The sequence below is a fragment of the Pseudoclavibacter chungangensis genome (genome assembly GCF_013410545.1).
In the GTDB taxonomy this organism is placed as follows: Bacteria; Actinomycetota; Actinomycetes; order Actinomycetales; family Microbacteriaceae; genus Pseudoclavibacter; species Pseudoclavibacter chungangensis.
Genome location: NZ_JACCFV010000001.1, coordinates 3,365,253 through 3,382,424, shown reverse-complemented (window position 1 = coordinate 3,382,424; position 17,172 = coordinate 3,365,253). Strand labels below are relative to the sequence as shown.

Annotated in this window: 17 protein-coding genes; 13 read left to right on the top strand and 4 right to left on the bottom strand. The window is 72.7% G+C overall.

All coding sequences use genetic code 11. From position 1 onward, the window contains the following. The first annotated feature begins 20 nt into the window (after positions 1–20). The 3 genes from HNR16_RS14945 to HNR16_RS14935 are packed head-to-tail and all read left to right on the top strand — an operon-like array spanning position 21 to position 2,324. Positions 21–1,277, top strand: a complete 1,257-nt coding sequence (locus HNR16_RS14945; RefSeq protein WP_158041462.1) for an ArsR family transcriptional regulator — start codon at positions 21–23, stop codon at positions 1,275–1,277. Beyond that, positions 1,274–2,050: a hypothetical protein gene (locus HNR16_RS14940; protein WP_158041463.1), complete on the top strand. Its 777-nt coding sequence runs from the start codon at positions 1,274–1,276 to the stop codon at positions 2,048–2,050. The genes HNR16_RS14945 and HNR16_RS14940 overlap by 4 nt, the downstream gene beginning before the upstream one ends. A gap of 46 nt (positions 2,051–2,096) precedes the next feature. Further along, positions 2,097–2,324 carry a hypothetical protein gene (locus tag HNR16_RS14935; RefSeq protein WP_158041464.1) on the top strand — a complete coding sequence of 76 codons (228 nt, stop codon included), beginning with the start codon at positions 2,097–2,099 and terminating at the stop codon, positions 2,322–2,324. Positions 2,325–2,414: 90 nt separating this feature from the next. On the opposite strand, the gene HNR16_RS18905 is transcribed toward HNR16_RS14935, so the two are convergent. The 3 genes from HNR16_RS18905 to HNR16_RS14920 all read right to left on the bottom strand — a co-directional run bounded on the left by HNR16_RS18905 (position 2,415) and on the right by HNR16_RS14920 (position 6,769). Continuing rightward, positions 2,415–4,142 (bottom strand): alpha/beta hydrolase, encoded by a 1,728-nt coding sequence (locus tag HNR16_RS18905; RefSeq protein WP_158041465.1) that lies wholly within the window; start codon positions 4,140–4,142, stop codon positions 2,415–2,417. 246 nt (positions 4,143–4,388) lie between these two features. Next, a complete protein-coding gene (locus tag HNR16_RS14925) occupies positions 4,389–5,078 on the bottom strand; it encodes an urease accessory protein UreD (RefSeq protein WP_158041466.1) in 690 nt (229 codons plus the stop codon). A gap of 236 nt (positions 5,079–5,314) precedes the next feature. Further along, positions 5,315–6,769, bottom strand: a complete 1,455-nt coding sequence (locus HNR16_RS14920; protein WP_158041467.1) for a glutamyl-tRNA reductase — start codon at positions 6,767–6,769, stop codon at positions 5,315–5,317. A 75-nt stretch (positions 6,770–6,844) separates the two neighbouring features. Between HNR16_RS14920 and hemE the strand changes: the two genes are divergently transcribed. From hemE to HNR16_RS14895, 5 genes are all read left to right on the top strand, one after another. Continuing rightward, on the top strand, positions 6,845–7,981 hold the full coding sequence (gene hemE, locus HNR16_RS14915; RefSeq protein ID WP_158041468.1) for a uroporphyrinogen decarboxylase: 1,137 nt from the start codon (positions 6,845–6,847) through the stop codon (positions 7,979–7,981). After that, entirely contained in the window at positions 7,978–9,618 is a 1,641-nt protein-coding gene (locus HNR16_RS14910) for a protoporphyrinogen/coproporphyrinogen oxidase (protein WP_158041469.1), read from the top strand. Before hemE ends, HNR16_RS14910 begins: the two co-directional genes overlap by 4 nt. Before the next feature lie 563 nt (positions 9,619–10,181). After that, positions 10,182–10,460, top strand: a complete 279-nt coding sequence (locus tag HNR16_RS18410) for a hypothetical protein (RefSeq protein WP_225737933.1) — start codon at positions 10,182–10,184, stop codon at positions 10,458–10,460. A gap of 54 nt (positions 10,461–10,514) precedes the next feature. After that, a complete protein-coding gene (locus HNR16_RS14900) occupies positions 10,515–10,991 on the top strand; it encodes a phage holin family protein (RefSeq protein ID WP_158041470.1) in 477 nt (158 codons plus the stop codon). Next, the gene (locus HNR16_RS14895) at positions 10,984–11,289 is read left to right on the top strand and encodes a DUF3618 domain-containing protein (protein WP_158041471.1); all 306 of its coding nucleotides are present in this window, start codon (positions 10,984–10,986) and stop codon (positions 11,287–11,289) included. Before HNR16_RS14900 ends, HNR16_RS14895 begins: the two co-directional genes overlap by 8 nt. Before the next feature lie 260 nt (positions 11,290–11,549). Here HNR16_RS14895 and HNR16_RS14890 read toward each other — a convergent pair whose 3' ends face one another. Next, entirely contained in the window at positions 11,550–12,242 is a 693-nt protein-coding gene (locus tag HNR16_RS14890) for a Crp/Fnr family transcriptional regulator (protein ID WP_158041472.1), read from the bottom strand. Between the two features lie 204 nt (positions 12,243–12,446). Between HNR16_RS14890 and HNR16_RS14885 the strand changes: the two genes are divergently transcribed. The 5 genes from HNR16_RS14885 (at position 12,447) to hemC (ending at position 17,165) form a co-directional block, all read left to right on the top strand. Then, positions 12,447–13,244 carry a FecCD family ABC transporter permease gene (locus HNR16_RS14885; RefSeq protein WP_158041473.1) on the top strand — a complete coding sequence of 266 codons (798 nt, stop codon included), beginning with the start codon at positions 12,447–12,449 and terminating at the stop codon, positions 13,242–13,244. Beyond that, complete coding sequence (locus tag HNR16_RS14880; protein WP_158041474.1) at positions 13,241–14,032, top strand: ABC transporter ATP-binding protein; 792 nt, start codon at positions 13,241–13,243, stop codon at positions 14,030–14,032. Before HNR16_RS14885 ends, HNR16_RS14880 begins: the two co-directional genes overlap by 4 nt. 159 nt (positions 14,033–14,191) lie before the next feature. Further along, entirely contained in the window at positions 14,192–14,941 is a 750-nt protein-coding gene (gene hemQ, locus HNR16_RS18405; RefSeq protein WP_158041475.1) for a hydrogen peroxide-dependent heme synthase, read from the top strand. Between the two features lie 62 nt (positions 14,942–15,003). Beyond that, positions 15,004–16,194 carry a ferrochelatase gene (locus HNR16_RS14870; RefSeq protein WP_225737941.1) on the top strand — a complete coding sequence of 397 codons (1,191 nt, stop codon included), beginning with the start codon at positions 15,004–15,006 and terminating at the stop codon, positions 16,192–16,194. Continuing rightward, a complete protein-coding gene (gene hemC / locus HNR16_RS14865) occupies positions 16,191–17,165 on the top strand; it encodes a hydroxymethylbilane synthase (protein WP_225737934.1) in 975 nt (324 codons plus the stop codon). Before HNR16_RS14870 ends, hemC begins: the two co-directional genes overlap by 4 nt. Positions 17,166–17,172 lie beyond the last annotated feature (7 nt).

Below are 17,172 nucleotides of genomic sequence, written 5' to 3'. Positions count from 1 at the left end.
TAGCTTATGGAGGTGGGAAGATGGGCAAGGTCACTGCGTCGGATGCCGTCGACGTGCTGAGCGCCGCCGGAGTCACCGTCGTCCCGCTCGATCACGATGCCGCCGAACTGGACCTCGGCCTCGGGGTCGACGAGGACCGCGTCCGGATCCAGCTCACGGCGCCACGAACCCCTCCGACAATCCGCGAGCTCGCGCGAGTGGCGCGGCCCGACCGACCGGCCTTCGCGCTCGCGATGCTCGACGCGGCCGGCCGACTGCAGGAGACGTTGAGGGCGCGCACCGTCGACCCCCGCGCGCTCGAGGCGACCACGGCGGCCATGCGTGCAGTCCTTCCTGCTGACCTCCTCGACCGCACGACGAGCGTCCTGCGGGATGTCGCGTTGCGCGCACTCCCGCAGGAATCGATGCAGCGAGTCATGACGGAGCTCCGTGGTGCCATCGGGGCATCGCTTCCGCCGGTGCCCGAGGGTGCGCCGTCCGTGACCTACGTCGTCGAGCAGGCGAACGAGTCGCTGCGTCTCGCCGCACAGCTGCTGCCTCAGGTCTCGGTGGTCTCGGTGCGCGACCGGAGCGCGATCATCGCGGGCCACCAGCTCGACGCAACTGACGCGCCGAAGCGGCAGCAAGCTCCAGCCCGCCGTGGACGGGTGCCCTGGGGGCGGTACGCGCTCATGCGCGCGCTCGCTCGAACGCGCGAGCCCCGCACGCAAAGCGAGCTGGCGGTGGAGTGCGGCCTTTCGCAGGCCGCCATCTCGCAGCACCTGACCGCGCTCGGGGGCGAGGTCGAGCGTGGCCGGGGACATGTCGTCGCCACGGCGTTCGAGCCGTTGTGGGACCGCTTCCTGCTCGAGTATCCCGGGCCGCGTGGGCTGCGCACGGCGTGGTACAGCCTCGACCCGGTGCCGGAGCAGGTGCAGAGGCTCACCCGCGAGGCACCCGACGAAGCCGTGCTCCTCGTGTCCGGCGATGCCGCCGCCGACCTGCTCGTGCCGTGGCGCATCCCGCGTCGGACGGTGGCCTACGCCCGCGAGGGCTTCGACCCGAGCAGCCTCGGCTTCACGGCCGCGCTGTCCTCCGAGGCGACACTCGAGCTCATCGTGCCGACCGACGCCACCATCTGGTCCACCGCCCGCGCCTGGCGCGCCGACAGGGGCGCCACCGCCGAGATCGTGGACCCGCTCATCGCCGCGTGGGACGTCCTCCGCTCGGGTGGGCCGGACGCCGAGGATGCCGCACGGCATCTCCGAGATCAGGCGGCGGCGACGTGGCAGTCGTGAAGCGCAACGTCCACAAGCTCTCGTTCTCGGCCGCCGACGATGCCGCCTTTCGGGCGCTCGCCGACATCTCGCGCATCACTGCCGAACTCGACGACGTGCGTGTCGTCGGCGGCCAGATGGTGAGCCTGCTCACGGCCGCGTTCCCGGCCCCCGACCTCGTCGAGCGCCGCACCGTCGACGCGGACGCCGCGATGTCGACGGCGATCGCGGCGAGCGGCGATGTGCACACGGCTCTGCTCGCCTCCGGCTACGAACCGACGGCCGGGAACTCCTACGCGGCCGGCGACCGGCACATCGACCTCCTCGTGCCTTCGCCAGACGGTCGCTTCGGCGAGCAGCGATGCGGTGAGCGGGTTTTCGACGGCGTGCCCGGACTCCACCTGGCCGTGAGTGTGCCTCCCCTCCACGTCGACCTCGACGTGACGCTGCGCGACGGCACCGGGATGTCGATCGAGGTCCGTGTGCCGACCGTCGAATGCGCCGTCATCATCAAGGCACTCGCGACTCGGACGCGCACTGCCGCGAAGGACTACGCCGACCTCGACACGCTCTTGCGCATCGCCGACGCCCACGACGTCGACGATATCGGCGGGTGGAAGCTCGACGGCGAGGCAGCTCGGACAGGGGCGCGAGGCGACGCAGCACGCCAACTCACCGAGCTCGCCCGGGGCGCACGGCGCACTCCGGGGTTCGTTCAGGCGGGCGTGCAGATCCCCCGGTTCCAGGCACTTGTGCGGCGCCACGTCCTCGAGCTCGGCTCCGCCCGCGCATAGCACCAGGGATGGACGAGGACTCTGGCTCGCGGCGACCGGAGCCGACATGAACGACATGGCGGGCAGCACGCACCGTCATGGGGTGCCGTTGCTGTCCCCGTGCGCAGCCCCGCGAAGGTGCGCCTCTGGGCTGAGATGTGCTGCGATCGATCTGACCGCGGTCGGCTTCGGCGTCGTCGGGCTGCTCGCGGTGACGTGGATCGTCGCGGTCCTCGTGTGGCGCTTCGCGCGGCCGCAGGTGAGTGCGCTCGGGGCGGGCGGCGTGACGCGCTGATCGGGTAACGGCAGATGCGTTCGGCTCGGCGAGACGCCCCGCGGTGTCGCCCGTGCCCGGACGCCGACACGGTCGATGCGGGCCCCGACGTCAGTACCGCCAGTACGGCACGGGCGTCGCATCCACGCGGTGGAGGCCCGTGCGATCGTCCGGGTCGGTGATTCCCGAGCGGATCTGGGCGATGTCGGCGTGGATGACGGGGCTCTCGAGGATGCCGCTGTGTCGCAGCCACGACGAGTCGATGCCGCTCGTCTCGATCGTGTCGACCCCGTCCGTGAGCACGGGTGGCGGCATGAGTCCGGCGCGGGCCGTCTGGTGCAGGAGCGACGAGATGAGGAGCGCCGTGTCGCTGTTCGAGCCGTACAGCGTCATCGTGCCGCGGGCCTGCCCGTACGCGGACGCGTCGTTCAGGAATTCGGACTGATCGATGTCCGGGGCACCGAGGAACAGGTTCCGCAGCGGCCACGGGAGGACCGCGCCGGAGCGCACCCGCTCGACGAGCGTGCGCAGGAACAGCCGGTTGCCGAGCGAGTGCACCACGAGGTCGATGTGGTCGACGCCGTCCACGGTCGCGAGCGTCTGCAGGAACTCGTCGAGGGCGGCTCCGCTCGCGTCGACGGTGCGTTCGTCGTCCCAGTAGCGCAGCACGTTCGCGCGTGACGCCCACGAGAACATTGCGGTCGCGCCGGGGTGCTTGATCGCGACCGAGAGCCGCGCCGCGCTCTCCGCGGCACTGCGCATCGTCGCGCCGAAGCCGTGGATGTACATGAGCATGCTCCGGGCGTCCTCGCTCATGCGCCCGAGCTCGGCGCCGAGCTCGTCGCGGAAGGAGCCGCCGTCCTCGAAGCGGTAGAACGACTCCACGCGGAACCGCGCCGCGCGGGTCGAGCCGATGCGGAACCACGCGGACACGAAGTCCAGCAGGCCACCCGTCACCTCGTCGACCGCTGGGACGGTCACGAAGCATCGGCCGTAGTGGAGCTCGCCGCCATCGAGCGCGTTGCGATAGCCGGACGTCTCGTCGCTCCGGGTGGTCGGCGTGCGATTGGTGGCGAACCACACCGGGACGCCGCGCGTCGGCTGTTCGCGCACCGTGCGGGGCTCGGGCGCGGTGACGGTCGGGGCCGACGGCAGCTCGCGGACGCCGATCGTGCCGCCCGAGACCGGCGCGGGCCACGCCGCGCCGAGTGCGGACCGCGTGGCGGCGTCCGTCGCGTCGATGCGATCGTCGACCGTCGTGACGAGTGTGCGGGCGTCGTCGGGCACATCCGTGGGGACGAGGGGCGTGCGGTCGGTCGCGAACGCGAACATGGCGCGCCAGATGCGCTCGGCGCGACCGGCTTCCAGGTCGAGCCGGAACGCCGTGTGTCGTCCGAGCGCGTCGGCCGCGTCCCGGACCCCGGCCAGGCGCGGCGCGACGCGGCTCGCCTCGTCGATGCGCGACCGAGCGTGGCGGACCGCGACGCCCGCCTCGTTGTCGCCCGCGTCCACGGCGGCGGTCGCCGCGGCGATCGTGATGATGCTCAGGGTGTCGGCATCGAGCAGGACGCCGGGCGTCGTCGCGCTCGGCGATGAACCGGTCGATCCGGGGGCCGCGTCCTCCGCGAGGTCCAGGTGCGCCCACAGATCGAGGATCGCGGTGCCGAGGGCGATCTTCGCGTCCGAGGCGGAGACCCGACCGGGCGCGACCCGGAGGTAGTCGCGGATCGCCGCGCCGAGTGCGACGAGCGTCGGTTCGTCGCCCGTGGGGGCGGGAAGTCGTTCGAGCTGCGCGGCCATCGCCGCGATGTCGTCGACGTCGTATGCCTGACCAGTCACGCTGCCTCCGCGTCTCCCGTGGCGGCGAGCGTAGCAAAGGGGAAGGACATCGACTCCGGGGTACTCGATCGCACGCACGCAAGTCCCCGGCGCTCAACCCTACTCGCGGCGAACGGCCGCTCGGCGCCGGTGATCGCGGGCCTCCACGACGTGCCGGCGTCGGCCGGCCGGTCCTCGTGCGGCGCGAGGATCCCGCGGGACGATCCGGCGGTCACGATCCCGGATGCGCGCCGGCGCCCGCAGTCGTCAGTCGTGCCGCGCCGCGAGCGTCCAGTCTCGCCAGGTCGACTCGACGGTCGCGAGGTGCGTCTGGTCGCCGAGCGCGCGCACGATCGTGCCGGGTTCGTCGAGCTGGAGTGCGGGGACGGGCGCTTCGTCATGGCGGCGGCCGAGACAGAGGGCGGAGTCCATGACGCGATGCGCGCCGAGCACGCCGATCTGCGGGTCGTACCCGTCGAGTTCGAGCGACTCGTGGAACAGGGGACGGCCCTCGATGCTCGCCGCGGTGCTCGCGACGATGCTGCCGCCTTCCTCGCCCGTGCGCCCGAACACGAGCGTCTCGCGGAGGCAGGCGACGGCACCGGATGCGAGTCGCACGGTCGTGTCGCGGTCGACGCGGGCATCGTCGGCGAGCACGAACGGCAGGGCGTCCCACACGAGTGTCGCGTCCGCGGCGAGCGAGATGTCGGCGCTCCAGTGCGAGCGGGCGTCGCCGCCGTACGCAACCGTGCCGCCGACGTCCTCTAGCCGCAGCGTGCAGCCGGGGTCGACGCGGATCTCGATGCGCACCTCGTCGCCCGCGAGCAGCAATGCCCCGCCCGCAGTGACGGCGACGGTCGCATGCTGCGGGCCGGTCGACACGAGTCGCGGGATGAGGGCCCCGCGGCGCAGGTCGACGTGGGGGCGTTCGTCACCGGATCGCAGCTCGATGAACACGGCTCGCCTCCTGTCCTGCGCAGACCCGGTGCGAGGCGTGCGGGGTGCGCGGTCCTCAGCCTAGACGCGCCGCAATGCGGTGGCCGCGGACTCGGGGGCGGGGCACGATGCTCCCGTCGACCGTGGTGTTCGTGCACCATTTCGGGCACAGCCCCTGACATGCCGAGAGATCGCGTCACCGTCGAGACCGACTGCCGTCGGGTGGGTCTTCCCGTGCTGGACGCTCCCGCCCCGAGCTAGCGCCCCGAAGGCTCCGGCACCGCGCACGCATCTGCGACGCAGCCACCCACCGTGGCGCGGCACGCGCGCACGCGACCTTGCTCGCGGAGGGGGAGCGGCGGAGCCGCGAGGAAGGGACACGCACCCTCTGCGGGCGTCGACGCGTGGACTGCGGTCGAGTCGTCGTGCGCCGCAGCCGAGGCAGACACATCGTTCGACGGTGCATCGATCCCGACATCAACCGTCCCACGAATCCCGAACAGCACCTCGATCGCGCGGATGTACTCGTCGCCGCGGCCCGTGCGGGCCAGTTCTTTCGCTCGCACGGAGGGCTCGTGGAGGATCGTGTTCGTCAGGCGGCGCAGCGACACCGCGGCGGTGCCAGAGGGGTCGCGAGTCTCGGCGCGCGCGATCTCCTGCTCCGCGATGCCCGAGATGTGCTTGCGCAGCGCCGCGATCGCGTGGCTCAGCTCCGCCTCGGCCTGCTGCGCCGAGAACTCGCTCGCGGCCCGCGCCACGATGCAGCGCGCTTCCTCGGCTGCGCCGAAGTCGTCGAGCGGCACGTGCAGCCGGATCGTCTCGAGGTCGAGCAGGTCGACGCCGTCGAGCTTCGCGACGAGCGGGTCGACGTTGCGGGGCATGCCCATGTCGATCACGAGCACCGCGTCGGGGCGGCCGGGGCTCAGGCGCGCCGTACGCATCCGGTCGTGGTCCAGCACGATGCGGCCCGCGCGCGAGCACGTCACGACGAGATCCGCGCTCGACAGTGCCTCGCCGAGTTCACGGTCGGCGACCGCCGCGATCCCGTGCCGCTCGGCGAACCCCGCGGCACGGCCGGAGGGGGAGTGCACCGACACGCGGGTGACGCCGCGGTCCTCGAGCGCCTTGAGCGTCGCGCCGGCGTAGGCGCCGGTGCCGATGAGCAGGACGCGGGCCGTGGACCAGTCGCTCACCGTCGACTCGGCGAGATCGAGCGCGAGCCGCACGAGCGAGCGGCCCTCCTGCTGCAGATCCGTCTGCTGCTTCACGCCCTTCGACGCCGTCGACGCCGTCTGGAACAGGTGCTCGAGCGACGCCGTCGTGAGGCCCGCATCGCGCGCCTCCTCGAGCGCTCGGCGCACCTGACCGGAGATCTCGCCCTCGCCGACGGCCACGGAGTGCAGGCCGCTCGTCACCGCGAACAGGTACTCCGGCACGCGCTCGGCGGGCACGAACACGAGCCCGCGGCTCAACTCCGCCTCAGACACGCCCAGCGCACGCGACATCGCGGCCCGCACGCGCGGCAGCACCGACACGCCCTCGGCGGCGTCGATGTAGAGCTCGTAGCGGTTGCACGTCGCGAGCAGCACAACCCCGTCGACCCCCGCGACACCGCGGATTTCACGGTCGACGGCATCGCGCTCGGCGGCGGAAAGCCGCTCGAGCAGGGAGAAGTCGGCGCTCCGGTGGCTCGCGCTCAAACACAGCAGCATGATCCGGCCATCATAGTTCGAGTGCGACGCACGCGAGCCGAGCGCGCGTCGCGCCGCGTGCGGGATGATCGAACGGTGAACGACTCGACCACCCCGCCGCCGCTCGACGCCGACCACCCCCTCGCGAGCGGACGCACCGCCGCCTCGCCCCTCGTGCGGGCCGCGAACGGACAGCGCAGCGAACGCCTCCCCGTGTGGTTCATGCGCCAGGCCGGCCGGTCGCTCCCCGAATACCGCGCCGCACGCGAGGGCATCGCGATGCTCGATTCCTGCCTGCGGCCCGAACTCGCCGCCGAGATCACCCTCCAACCCGTCCGGCGCCACGACGTCGATGCCGCCGTCTTCTTCTCCGACATCGTCGTGCCCCTCAAACTCATCGGCGAGGACGTCGACATCGTCCCTGGCCGCGGCCCCGTCTTCGCGAACCCCGTCCGCACACCCGCCGAGGCACGCCAGTTCGCCGCCCGCGTGCGCGCCCGCGCCGAGGACCCCACCCTCTTCGCCCCCATCGACGAGGCCGTCCGCCGCACGGTCGCCGAACTCGGCGAGACGCCGCTCATCGGCTTCGCGGGCGCCCCGTTCACGGTCGCCGCCTACGTCGTCGAGGGCGGCCCCTCGAAGGACCACCTCCGCACCCGCACCCTCATGCTCGCCGAACCCGACGCGTGGCTCGAACTCGCCGACGCGATCGCCCAACTTTCCGGCGCCTTCCTCGAAGCCCAGGTGCGCGCGGGCGCGAGCGTCGTGCAGCTGTTCGACTCGTGGGCCGGATCGCTCTCGGTCGAGCGCTACCGCGCGAGCGTCAAGCCGTCGAGCGCCCTCGCCCTCGCCCGCGTCCACGCCCTGCGCACACCGACGGGCGACGGCGTGCGCACGATCCACTTCGGCGTCGGCACGGCCGAACTCCTGCGCGACATGCACGACGCCGGCGCCGACGTGCAGGGTGTCGACGACCGCATCCCTCTCGACGAGGCCTCCCGCCGTCTCGGCGGCACCGTGCCGCTGCAGGGCAACATCGACCCCGCCGTCCTCGGTGCCGGTCGCGAGGTGCGCGAGGCGCACGTGCGTGACGTCGTCCGACGCGGCTTCGACGCCCCCGCGCACATCCTCAACCTCGGCCACGGCGTGCCGCCCGAGGCCGACCCCCAGGTGCTCACCGACCTCGTCACCTTCGCCCACACGCTGCGCGGTGACGTCCCGCCCGAGCGATGAGCGGGAGCGACGGCGGCCGGCTCGCCGACAGTGGTGCGAGCCGCGGCGGCGACGGCAGCGACAGGGGAGTCCGCTCGGGAGCAGACCGCGACGACCGCCGTGTCGGCGAGGACGTGCACGCGTCCGACGACGACGTCGCCACCGGCCCCGAGCTGATCGTCGTCGGCGGCGGCATGGCGGGACTCGTCGCCGCCCGCCGCGCCGCGCTCGACGGCCTGCGGGTCACGCTCCTCGACGCGGGCGACGTCACGGGCGGCATGCTCCGCGCCGGACGGCTCGGCGACACGGTCATCGACATCGGCGCGGAGGCGTTCGCGACGCGTGGCGGCGCGGTCGAACGGCTCCTCGACGAACTCGGCCTCGCGGACGACGTCGTCGAACCCCGCAGGCTCGGCTCGTGGGCGCACGCCGACGGCGACGCCTACCGCCTTCCCCTCGCGGGCCTCCTCGGCGTGCCCGCCGACCCGAGCTCACCCGAGGTGCTCGACGCGCTCGGCGCCGACGGGGCGCGGGCAGCGGCCGCCGACGCGACCCTCGACGCGGCCGTCGGCCTCGACGCCACCTCACTCGCCGAGCTCGTTCGGGCCCGCATGGGCGACGCCGTCGTCGCGCGACTCGTCACGCCCGTCGCGCGCGGCGTCTACTCGCTCGACGCCGACGTGCTCGACCATCGCGCGCTCGCCCCTGGCCTCGGCGCCGCCCTCGCCGAGACGGGCACGCTCGCCGCGGCCGTCCAGACCGTCCGCGCGGCCGCCCCGCCGGGTGCCGCGATCCGCGGCGTGCGCGGCGGCATGCACCGCGTCGTCCGTGCGCTCGACGCCGAACTCGCGCGCCTCGGCGTCGACGTCCGCACGGACGCACGGGTCGACGACATCGTCGCCACCGACGACGGCTGGCGCGTGCGGCTCGCCGACGGTGCCGAGTTGCAGGCGCCCCGGCTGCTGCTGACCGTCCCCGAGCTCGCGGCCCGCGTGCTCGACGGGACGGATGACGGGGACGCGACTGCCGCGTCGCGCGGAGCCATCGCGGACGGGGATGATGCACCCTCGTCGCCCTCGGCCGGCGCCGGCGTTCCCCTTGAGGAGGTCGACGCGATCCCACCGCGCCGCCGCGATTCGACCGTTCCCGCCGAGGTCGTCGCGCTGCTCGTCCGCGCGCCGCAACTCGACGCGGCCCCCCGCGGCACGGGCGTGCTCGTCGGTGAACCCGCGGGGGACGTGCGCGCGAAGGCCCTCACCCACGTGAGCGCGAAATGGCCGTGGCTCGCCGCCTCGCTGCCCGCGGGTGTGCACGTGCTCCGCCTGTCCTACGGGCCCGACGAGGGCAGCTGCGTGCCGCGCACGCGCGGCCTCGACGTGGACGAGCTGCGCGCGCTCGCAGTCGCCGACGCGTCGACGCTCCTCGGCGTCGAACTCGCCGCGGACGACGTGCTCGCGCTCGACCGGCACGAGTGGCGCATCCCCGAACCCGCCGCACGCATCGGCCGCGGCGCTCGGCTCGACGAGCTGCGCGCGGCCGCCACGGCGACGCCCGGACTCGACATCGCGGGCACGTGGATCGACGGCACCGGCCTCGCGAGCGTCGTCCCCGCCGCCGAACACGCGGCCCGCCGACTCGCGTCGACCCAGTCGGATTAGCCGCGCGTCGTGTCCGGCACGTGGTGCGGTTCCGAGTCCGCCGTCGAGCGCGGGTCCGGGTGGCTCGTGTCGAGCTTGTCGAACGAGTGGGGCGAGCCGCGCGCCGCGTGGGGAACGTGGCGCAGATCAGAGTCAGCGCCGCCGAACACGAGCTCGGCTGACTCGTGTCGAGACGGACGAACTGGTGGGGAGTCGCGCGTCGTGTTCGGAACGTGGCGCGGTTCCGAGTCCCGCCGCCGAGCGCGGGTCCGGGTGGCTCGTGTCGAGCCCGTCGAACGAGCGGGAAGCCGGGCATCGTGTCGCGAACGCGGCGCAGGGCCGGCGGATCTTCGACGGCAGCGCGGCACGTCCCGCCACGGCGTCCCGGGCGAATCGCCCCGGACCGGCAGAACCCGTTGTGTGCGGTGCGTTCTCAAGGTGCGGCGCGTTCCCACGGTCACGCCTCGCCCCGGGGCCGTGCGTTCCCGGCGCACGTTCGAACTGGGTGCCCACGAACCGATAGGCTTGTCGGGTCCCGCGTCACCGCGGCGTTTCGGCGGATCCGTCATCGATCGGAGTTGCTCATGAAGAAGTTCGTCTTTGTCCTCGGCCTTGCCGTGGGGTACGTCCTCGGAGCCCGGGCGGGCAGGAAGCGGTACGAGCAGATCGCCTCCGCCGCGCAGAGCGTGTGGCAGTCGAAGCCCGTGCAGAGCCAGGTCCACAAGCTCGAGGACGTCGTGCAGGACCAGGCGGCCAAGGTCAGCGACGCCGCCCTCGACGGCGTGAAGAAGCTCGCGGGCCAGGTCATCGACAGCAGGAAGTCGAAGCCCAAGCGCGAGAGCGCGGCCCCGGCCGCGAACTAGGTCCAGGATCCTCGCCGCGCGAGCGGCACACCACGAGGGAAGTGCACACGAAGCATGAGCGACCACGACGTCAGCCACGGTCCTGAGCCGCTGCGGGGACCGTTCCCCGGAGTCGGCCCCCGTCTCAAGCGCAACAACCCGAAGAAGTCGGAAACGATCGGCACGCTCGTCGCCGACACGCCCCGCCTCTTCATCCAGCTGCTCAAGGACGAACTCGAGCACGCCAAGCGCGAACTCATCGGCAAGGGCAAGAAGGCCGGCGTCGGCGCGGGCCTCCTCGCGGGCGCCGCGTTCTTCGGCCTCACGCTCTGGGCCGTCCTCGTGACCGCCGCGATCCTCGGCCTCAATGAGGCGTTCGCGCCGTGGCTCTCGGCGCTCATCGTCGCGGCGGCGTTCCTCGTCATCACCGCGCTGCTCGCGGGCCTCGGGATCGCGTCCCTCAAGCGCACCGGTTCGCTCGCACCCGAGCGCACGATCGCGAGCGTCCAGGAGGACGTCAACGCCCTGAAGGGGGTCGGACAGTATGAGTGACGCGCACGAAGCTCCCAAGGAGCCCAAGGAGAAGGACACGCGCACCGACGGCGAGCTGCGCGACGACATCGCGCGCTCGCGCGAGCAGCTCGCGTCGACGCTCGACGCGCTCGAGTACAAGTTCGACATCCCCGCACGCCTGCCCGAGTTCGTCGAGACCGGCAAGCGCAGCGCCGCGAAGCTGTGGGACGACAACCCGCTGCTCGTCATCGGCGTCGGCGTCGGCGTGGCCGTCGCGGTCATCGGTGCGATCGTCGGTGGCATCGTGCTGCGACGCCGCGACGAGTTCGAGCTCTGAGGCCGAGCGCGGGGACGGCCGAGCGCGGCGACGGACGAGCGACGCGACGGCACGGCTCCGAGCCCGGACGCCGAGACACGACCGTCTCCGCGACCGCGCGACCGCCCGAGAGAGGGTCGTGCCTCGACGCCTGATCCGCACCTCGTGCGGGCGCTCGTCGTGGGTCCCGAGCCGAGGCGACTCGCGGGCACGGTGGGTGGCCACCGCGGTCCCGGCCTCGGACACTCGCGTGTCCACGGGGGCGACGCGACCCCGCGCCGTCAGCCGCGCGTGAGCGCGAACGTGCTGCGGTCGTAGGCGACGAGGCCGTCATCGCGCATGCGGGACAGCTCGCGCGAAACGGCGGCGCGATCCGCGTGCAGGAAGTCGGCGAGCTCGGCGCGCGAGAGCGGGATCGTGAACGTCGAGCCCTCGACGCGCTCCGACTCACCGCGCAGATAGCCGATCAGCCGCTCGCGCAGCGTCCGCCGCGACACGAGCTCGAGGTGCCCGCGCAACCGCTCATTCTTCGCCAGCACGGCACGCAGCAGATTGTCGACGAGGCGCGGCCGCACGCCGCACCCTTCGTGGCCGCCCACGAGCCGCTCCGACCCGAGCAGCACCGCGCGCCCCTCACCGGCCGCGACGAGCACGCGCGAGGCGCCCCCGGCGCTGTCCCACCCGTCGCCGAACAGGCCACCGGGCTCGATCACATCGAGGACGCTGCTCGTGCCGTCGGCGTGCTCCGACGCGTCGAGCGCCACACCCGAAAGCAGCACCCCGATCCGCGGCCGATCGTCGCGCTCCGACGCGATGCGATCGCGCTTCGAGAACTCCACGACGTGCGCACCGAGGCAACGCCGGACGCATTCGAACCCTGCGCCGTCGATGCCCTCGAACAGCTCGCCGGGCCGCCAACCGGGGGAGACGGGCCTCCCGGCCGTCGACGCGGCGACGAGCGACAACTCGCGCATCTTCCCCTCCTGTTGCCGAGGCAACCGACGGATGCTCCGGCGACTGCAACACTTCCGACAACAGGCTAGCTTCACCTAACTTCGCCGGTCGAGTGGTAGTCCGCTCCCGTTCCGCGAACGCAGGGGTGCGGCGGCGCGACGGAGGATCGGGATGACGGCTGGACACGGGGAACCGGTGCGCGTGCGCGACGGTAGTGCGCGGCCATCGTCGGTGCGGGCCTCGCCACGGCCGGTGCCGCGTTCCAGAGCCTGTTCTCGAACCCGCTCGCGACGCCCGACACACTCGGCGTGACGGCCGGCGCGTCCGTCGGCGCGGTCATCGCGATGCTCCTGAGCCTGCCGATCCTCGGCGTGCAACTCGTGTCGCTGCTGTTCGGGATCGTCGCGGTGGGCCTCACGATGCTCATCGCGCGGCAGCGCGGACGCAGCAGCATAGTCATGCTCGTGCTCGCGGGCGTCGTCGTCGCTGCGCTCGCGAACGCCGGCCCCTCGGTGCTCAAGCTCGTCGCGGACCCCAACGACAAGCTCCCGCAGATCACGTACTGGCTCATGGGCTCGCTCGCGGGCGCCGACATGGGCAATATCGCGATCGGGGCACCGCTCGTCCTCGTCGGTGTCGGGATCATCTTCGTGCTGCGCTGGCGGCTCAACGTCCTCGCGCTCGGCGACGACGAGGCGAAGGCCTCGGGCACGAACGTGCGCGCGATGCGCATCACGATCATCATCGCGGCGACCCTCGTGACCGCGTCGAGCGTCTCGATGTGTGGCCAGGTCGGCTGGATCGGCCTGCTCGTGCCGCACTGCGCCCGCATGCTGTGCGGCAGCAACAACCGCCTCGTCGTGCCCACGAGCATCCTCCTCGGCGCGTCGTTCCTCGTCGTCATCGACGCACTCTCGCGCAGCGTGTCGGCGTCGGAGATCCCGATCTCGGTGCTCACCGCGTTCGTCGGCGCACCCGTGTTCATCGTCCTGCTGCGCCGAACGGGAGGGACCGCCGTATGACCCTGCACGTGGAATCCGGAACGTTCGGGTACGGACGCCGCGCGCCCGTGCTCGACGGCGTCGAGTTCGAGGTCGAGTCGGGCCGGCTCCTCGCGGTGCTGGGCCCCAACGGCGTCGGCAAGATGACGCTCCTGCGCTGCCTCGTGGGACTGTTGCCGTGGCGATCGGGGCGCACGCTGCTCGACGGCGTCGACGCGTCGACGCTCACGCAGCGCGAGCGCTGGAGCCGATTCGCGTTCGTCCCGCAGGCGCGCAGCGCCGTCACGCTCGCGCTCTCGGGCCTCGACATGGTCACGATCGGTCGTGCCGCACACCTCGGCCCGTTCGCGCAACCATCGAAAGCCGACGTCGCGCTCGCGGAGGAGACCATGAAGCGCATCGGCATCGCACACCTTGGCGGGGTGCCGTGCGGCGACATGAGCGGTGGACAGTTCCAGATGGTGCTCATCGCGCGGGCGCTCGTGGGCGAGCCGACCGTCCTCGTGCTCGACGAGCCCGAGACGGGCCTCGACTTCCGCAACCAGCTCATCGTGCTCGATCTGCTCGACGAGCTCGTGCACCGCGACGGGCTCGTGGTCGTCATGAACACGCACTACCCGTCGCACGCGCTGCGGGTCGCCGACGACGCGCTCCTGCTCTCGCGCGGCGCGCCACCCGTGTGGGGCACGGCGGCGGAGGTGCTCACGGCCGAGCGACTCGGCGCCGCGTTCGGCGTGCGCGTCGAGATCGTGCGGCAGGAGTTCGACGGGATCGTGCACGAATCCGTGCTGCCGCTCGAGGTCACGTGAGCGGCCGAGGGCGCCCCCCGGGCGCGTCCGTAGCTCGGAGCGGGCTGAGTGCCACGCGCCGCGCCGCGCACACACCGTGACGGGCACCCGCCGCGCGCGGGTTGCCGACAGGATGTCGAGGAGATGCAGGCGTCTTCGACACTTCGTAGAATAGGACGCATGATTGAGTCCGTCCCCGAGCAGGACGCCGCGTCGTCCGCTCCCGCGCCAGAATCCGAAGCCACGACCGCCCGCCCGCTCACGCAGTTCACGATGTACGCCGTGTTCCGACGTGACCCGGCGAACGAGCTCGAACTCGCGGGGCGCGGCATCGAGAAAGCGGTGGACGAACTCGACGGCATCCTCGGCGAACTCGCCGCCGCGGGCGTCACGGTGCGCGGCCTCTACGACGTCTCGGGCTTCCGTGCCGACGGCGAGGTGCTCGTGTGGCTGCACGGCCCCGTCCCGAACGACCTGCAGTGGGGGCTTCGGCAGATCCGCCGCACCGAGCTGTTCGCGCCGCTCCTGCCGAGCTGGCAGGCCGTCGGCGTGCATCGCGCGGCCGAGTTCAACGAGCGCCACATGCCCGCGTTCATGCTCGGCAAGGCGCCCCAGCAGTGGGTCACGGTGTACCCGTTCGTGCGCTCCTACGAGTGGTACCTGCTGCCCGAGGAGGAGCGCAGCCGCATGCTCGCCGACCACGGCCGGCGCGGCGCCGCGTTCCGCTCGACGCTCGCGAACACCGTCGCGGCATTCGGCATCAGCGACTACGAGTGGCTGCTCGCGCTCGAGGACGACGAGCTCATCAACCTCGTCGACATGATGCGCGACCTGCGCTACACCGACGCGCGGCTGCACGTGCGCGAGGAGGTCCCGTTCTACACGGGACGTCGCATCACGGCGGCCGAGCTCGTGGAGGTGCTCCAGTAGTGGCCTCCCGAGGCATCAAGCCCGCCCCCGCCACGAGCGCACCGCTCGAGCCCGGCGCACTCGTGAGCGCCGCGTCCGTCCCCGCGCAGCTCGGCCCCGAGCACGTCGAGGAGCCCGTCGCGTACGACGGCATCCTGCTCGCGTCGTTCGGTGGGCCCGAGAGCCAGGACGACGTCATCCCCTTCCTCCGCAACGTGACGCGCGGCCGCGGCATCCCCGACGAGCGCCTCGAGGAGGTCGCCGTCCACTACCGCAGCCACGGCGGCGTGAGCCCCATCAACGAGCAGAACCGCGAGCTCAAGCGCGCGCTCGAGGAGGAGCTCGAACGGCGCGGCATCGACCTGCCGGTGTTCTGGGGCAACCGCAACTGGGAGCCCTACATGAACGACGCCGTGCGCGAGGCGGGCGAAGCGGGCTGCCGCACGCTCATCGCGATCGCCACGAGCGCCTACTCGTCGTTCTCGAGCTGCCGGCAGTACCGCGAGGACTTCGCCGACGCGCTCGAGGACACGGGCCTGCAGGGCGTCATGACGATCGACAAGGTGCGCCAGTTCTTCGACCACCCGGGCTTCGTGCGCCCCTTCATCGACGGCGTGCGCGACGCACTCCTCGAACTGCGCGCGGAGGACCCGACCCTCGACCTCGAGAACGAGGTCGAGGTGCTCTTCACGACGCACTCCGTGCCGACCGCCGACGCGGTGCGCTCGGGCCCGGACGACCGCGACTACGGCGACGACGGCGCGTACTTCGCGCAGCACCTCGCGGTGTCGTCGGTCGTCGTCGAGCTCGCGCTCGCCGAGCTCGGTGCCGGCCCCGAATCGGCGAGTGCACCCGCGTCGGTCAACTGGCAGCTCGTCTTCCAGTCGCGCTCCGGCCCGCCCTCGCAGCCGTGGCTCGAACCCGACATCAACGACGTCATCGAGGGCCTGCCCGCCCTCGGTCGCAAGGCCGTCGTCGTCGTGCCCGTCGGCTTCGTGTCCGACCACATGGAGGTGCTCTGGGACCTCGACAACGAGGCGAAGGAGTCGACCGCCGAGGCGGGGCTCGCGTTCCGCCGCACCGCGACGCCGGGCGTGCACCGCGACTACGTCGCCGGGCTCGTCGACCTCGTGCTCGAACGGCGCGACGGCGTCCCCGCGACGCAGCGCCCCGCGCTCACCTCGCTCGGCCCGTGGTTCGACGTGTGCCGCCCGGGCTGCTGCGCGAACGCTCGGCTCGGGTTCAAGCCGGCCGTCGCCGGGCTCGAGCCGTGACGCCGAGGACCGGGACACCGAGAACCGGGACGCCGAAGGGCGCGCCGCGCGTGCTGCGGGTCGGTACTCGCGGCTCGCGGCTCGCGGTCGCGCAGACGCAGCTCGTCGCCTCGGCACTCACGAAGCGCACGGGCATCGAGACCGAGATCGTGCGCGTCACGACGCACGGTGACGTGAACCGCGCGTCGCTCGCGACCCTCGGCGGCACGGGCGTGTTCGCGACCGAGCTGCGCGACGCGCTCCGCGCGGGCGAGTGCGATCTCGTCGTGCACTCCCTCAAGGATCTGCCGACCGCGCCCGCGCCCGGACTGACGATCGCCGCGTATCCCCGACGCGTCGACGCGCGCGACGCGCTCTGCTCGGCGGGCGGCGCGGACGGCCCCGGGCTCGACGCGCTCCCGCACGGCGCGAAGGTCGGCACGGGTTCCCCGCGCCGCATCGCGCAGCTGCTCGAACAGCGCCCCGACCTCGAGATCCGCGACATCCGCGGGAACGTCGGCACGCGCCTCGCGTTCGTCACCTCGGGCGAGCTCGACGCCGTCGTGCTCGCGTGCGCCGGCCTCGAACGGCTCGGGAACACCGAGGTCATCAGCGAGCGCCTGCCGCTCGACCGCTTCCCGACCGCGCCCGGCCAGGGCTGCCTCGCGGTCGAGGCGCGCGAGGGCGACGAGGTGCCCGGCGTCGCCGAACTCGACGACCTCGCAGCGCGCGCCGCCGTCCTCGCCGAACGCGGCGTGCTCGCGACGCTGGAGGCCGGCTGCTCCGCTCCCGTCGCCGCGACTGGGAGGCTCGCGGACGGAACGCTCGCTGTGTGGGCTAGCGTGTACGCAGGCGACGGATCGCGTCGGCTCTCGGCTGCGGGGACTGCACCCCTCCCCGAGGGGGCGCCGCCGTCGCAGATCGCGAACGAACTCGCGAGTGCCGTCGCGGCCGAACTGCTCGACCAGGGAGCCGCCGCACTGCTCGCGTGACCGTGGG

Excerpts from the sequence above, each read along its gene's own strand:
- HNR16_RS14945 (WP_158041462.1), top strand. The coding sequence starts at position 21 with ATGGGCAAGGTCACTGCGTCGGATGCCGTCGACGTGCTGAGCGCCGCC.
- HNR16_RS14935 (WP_158041464.1), top strand. The coding sequence starts at position 2,097 with ATGAACGACATGGCGGGCAGCACGCACCGTCATGGGGTGCCGTTGCTG.
- HNR16_RS14920 (WP_158041467.1), bottom strand. The coding sequence starts at position 6,769 with ATGCTGCTGTGTTTGAGCGCGAGCCACCGGAGCGCCGACTTCTCCCTG.
- HNR16_RS14910 (WP_158041469.1), top strand. The coding sequence starts at position 7,978 with ATGAGCGGGAGCGACGGCGGCCGGCTCGCCGACAGTGGTGCGAGCCGC.
- HNR16_RS18410 (WP_225737933.1), top strand. The coding sequence starts at position 10,182 with ATGAAGAAGTTCGTCTTTGTCCTCGGCCTTGCCGTGGGGTACGTCCTC.
- HNR16_RS14900 (WP_158041470.1), top strand. The coding sequence starts at position 10,515 with ATGAGCGACCACGACGTCAGCCACGGTCCTGAGCCGCTGCGGGGACCG.
- HNR16_RS14895 (WP_158041471.1), top strand. The coding sequence starts at position 10,984 with ATGAGTGACGCGCACGAAGCTCCCAAGGAGCCCAAGGAGAAGGACACG.
- HNR16_RS14890 (WP_158041472.1), bottom strand. The coding sequence starts at position 12,242 with ATGCGCGAGTTGTCGCTCGTCGCCGCGTCGACGGCCGGGAGGCCCGTC.
- HNR16_RS14880 (WP_158041474.1), top strand. The coding sequence starts at position 13,241 with ATGACCCTGCACGTGGAATCCGGAACGTTCGGGTACGGACGCCGCGCG.
- hemQ (WP_158041475.1), top strand. The coding sequence starts at position 14,192 with ATGATTGAGTCCGTCCCCGAGCAGGACGCCGCGTCGTCCGCTCCCGCG.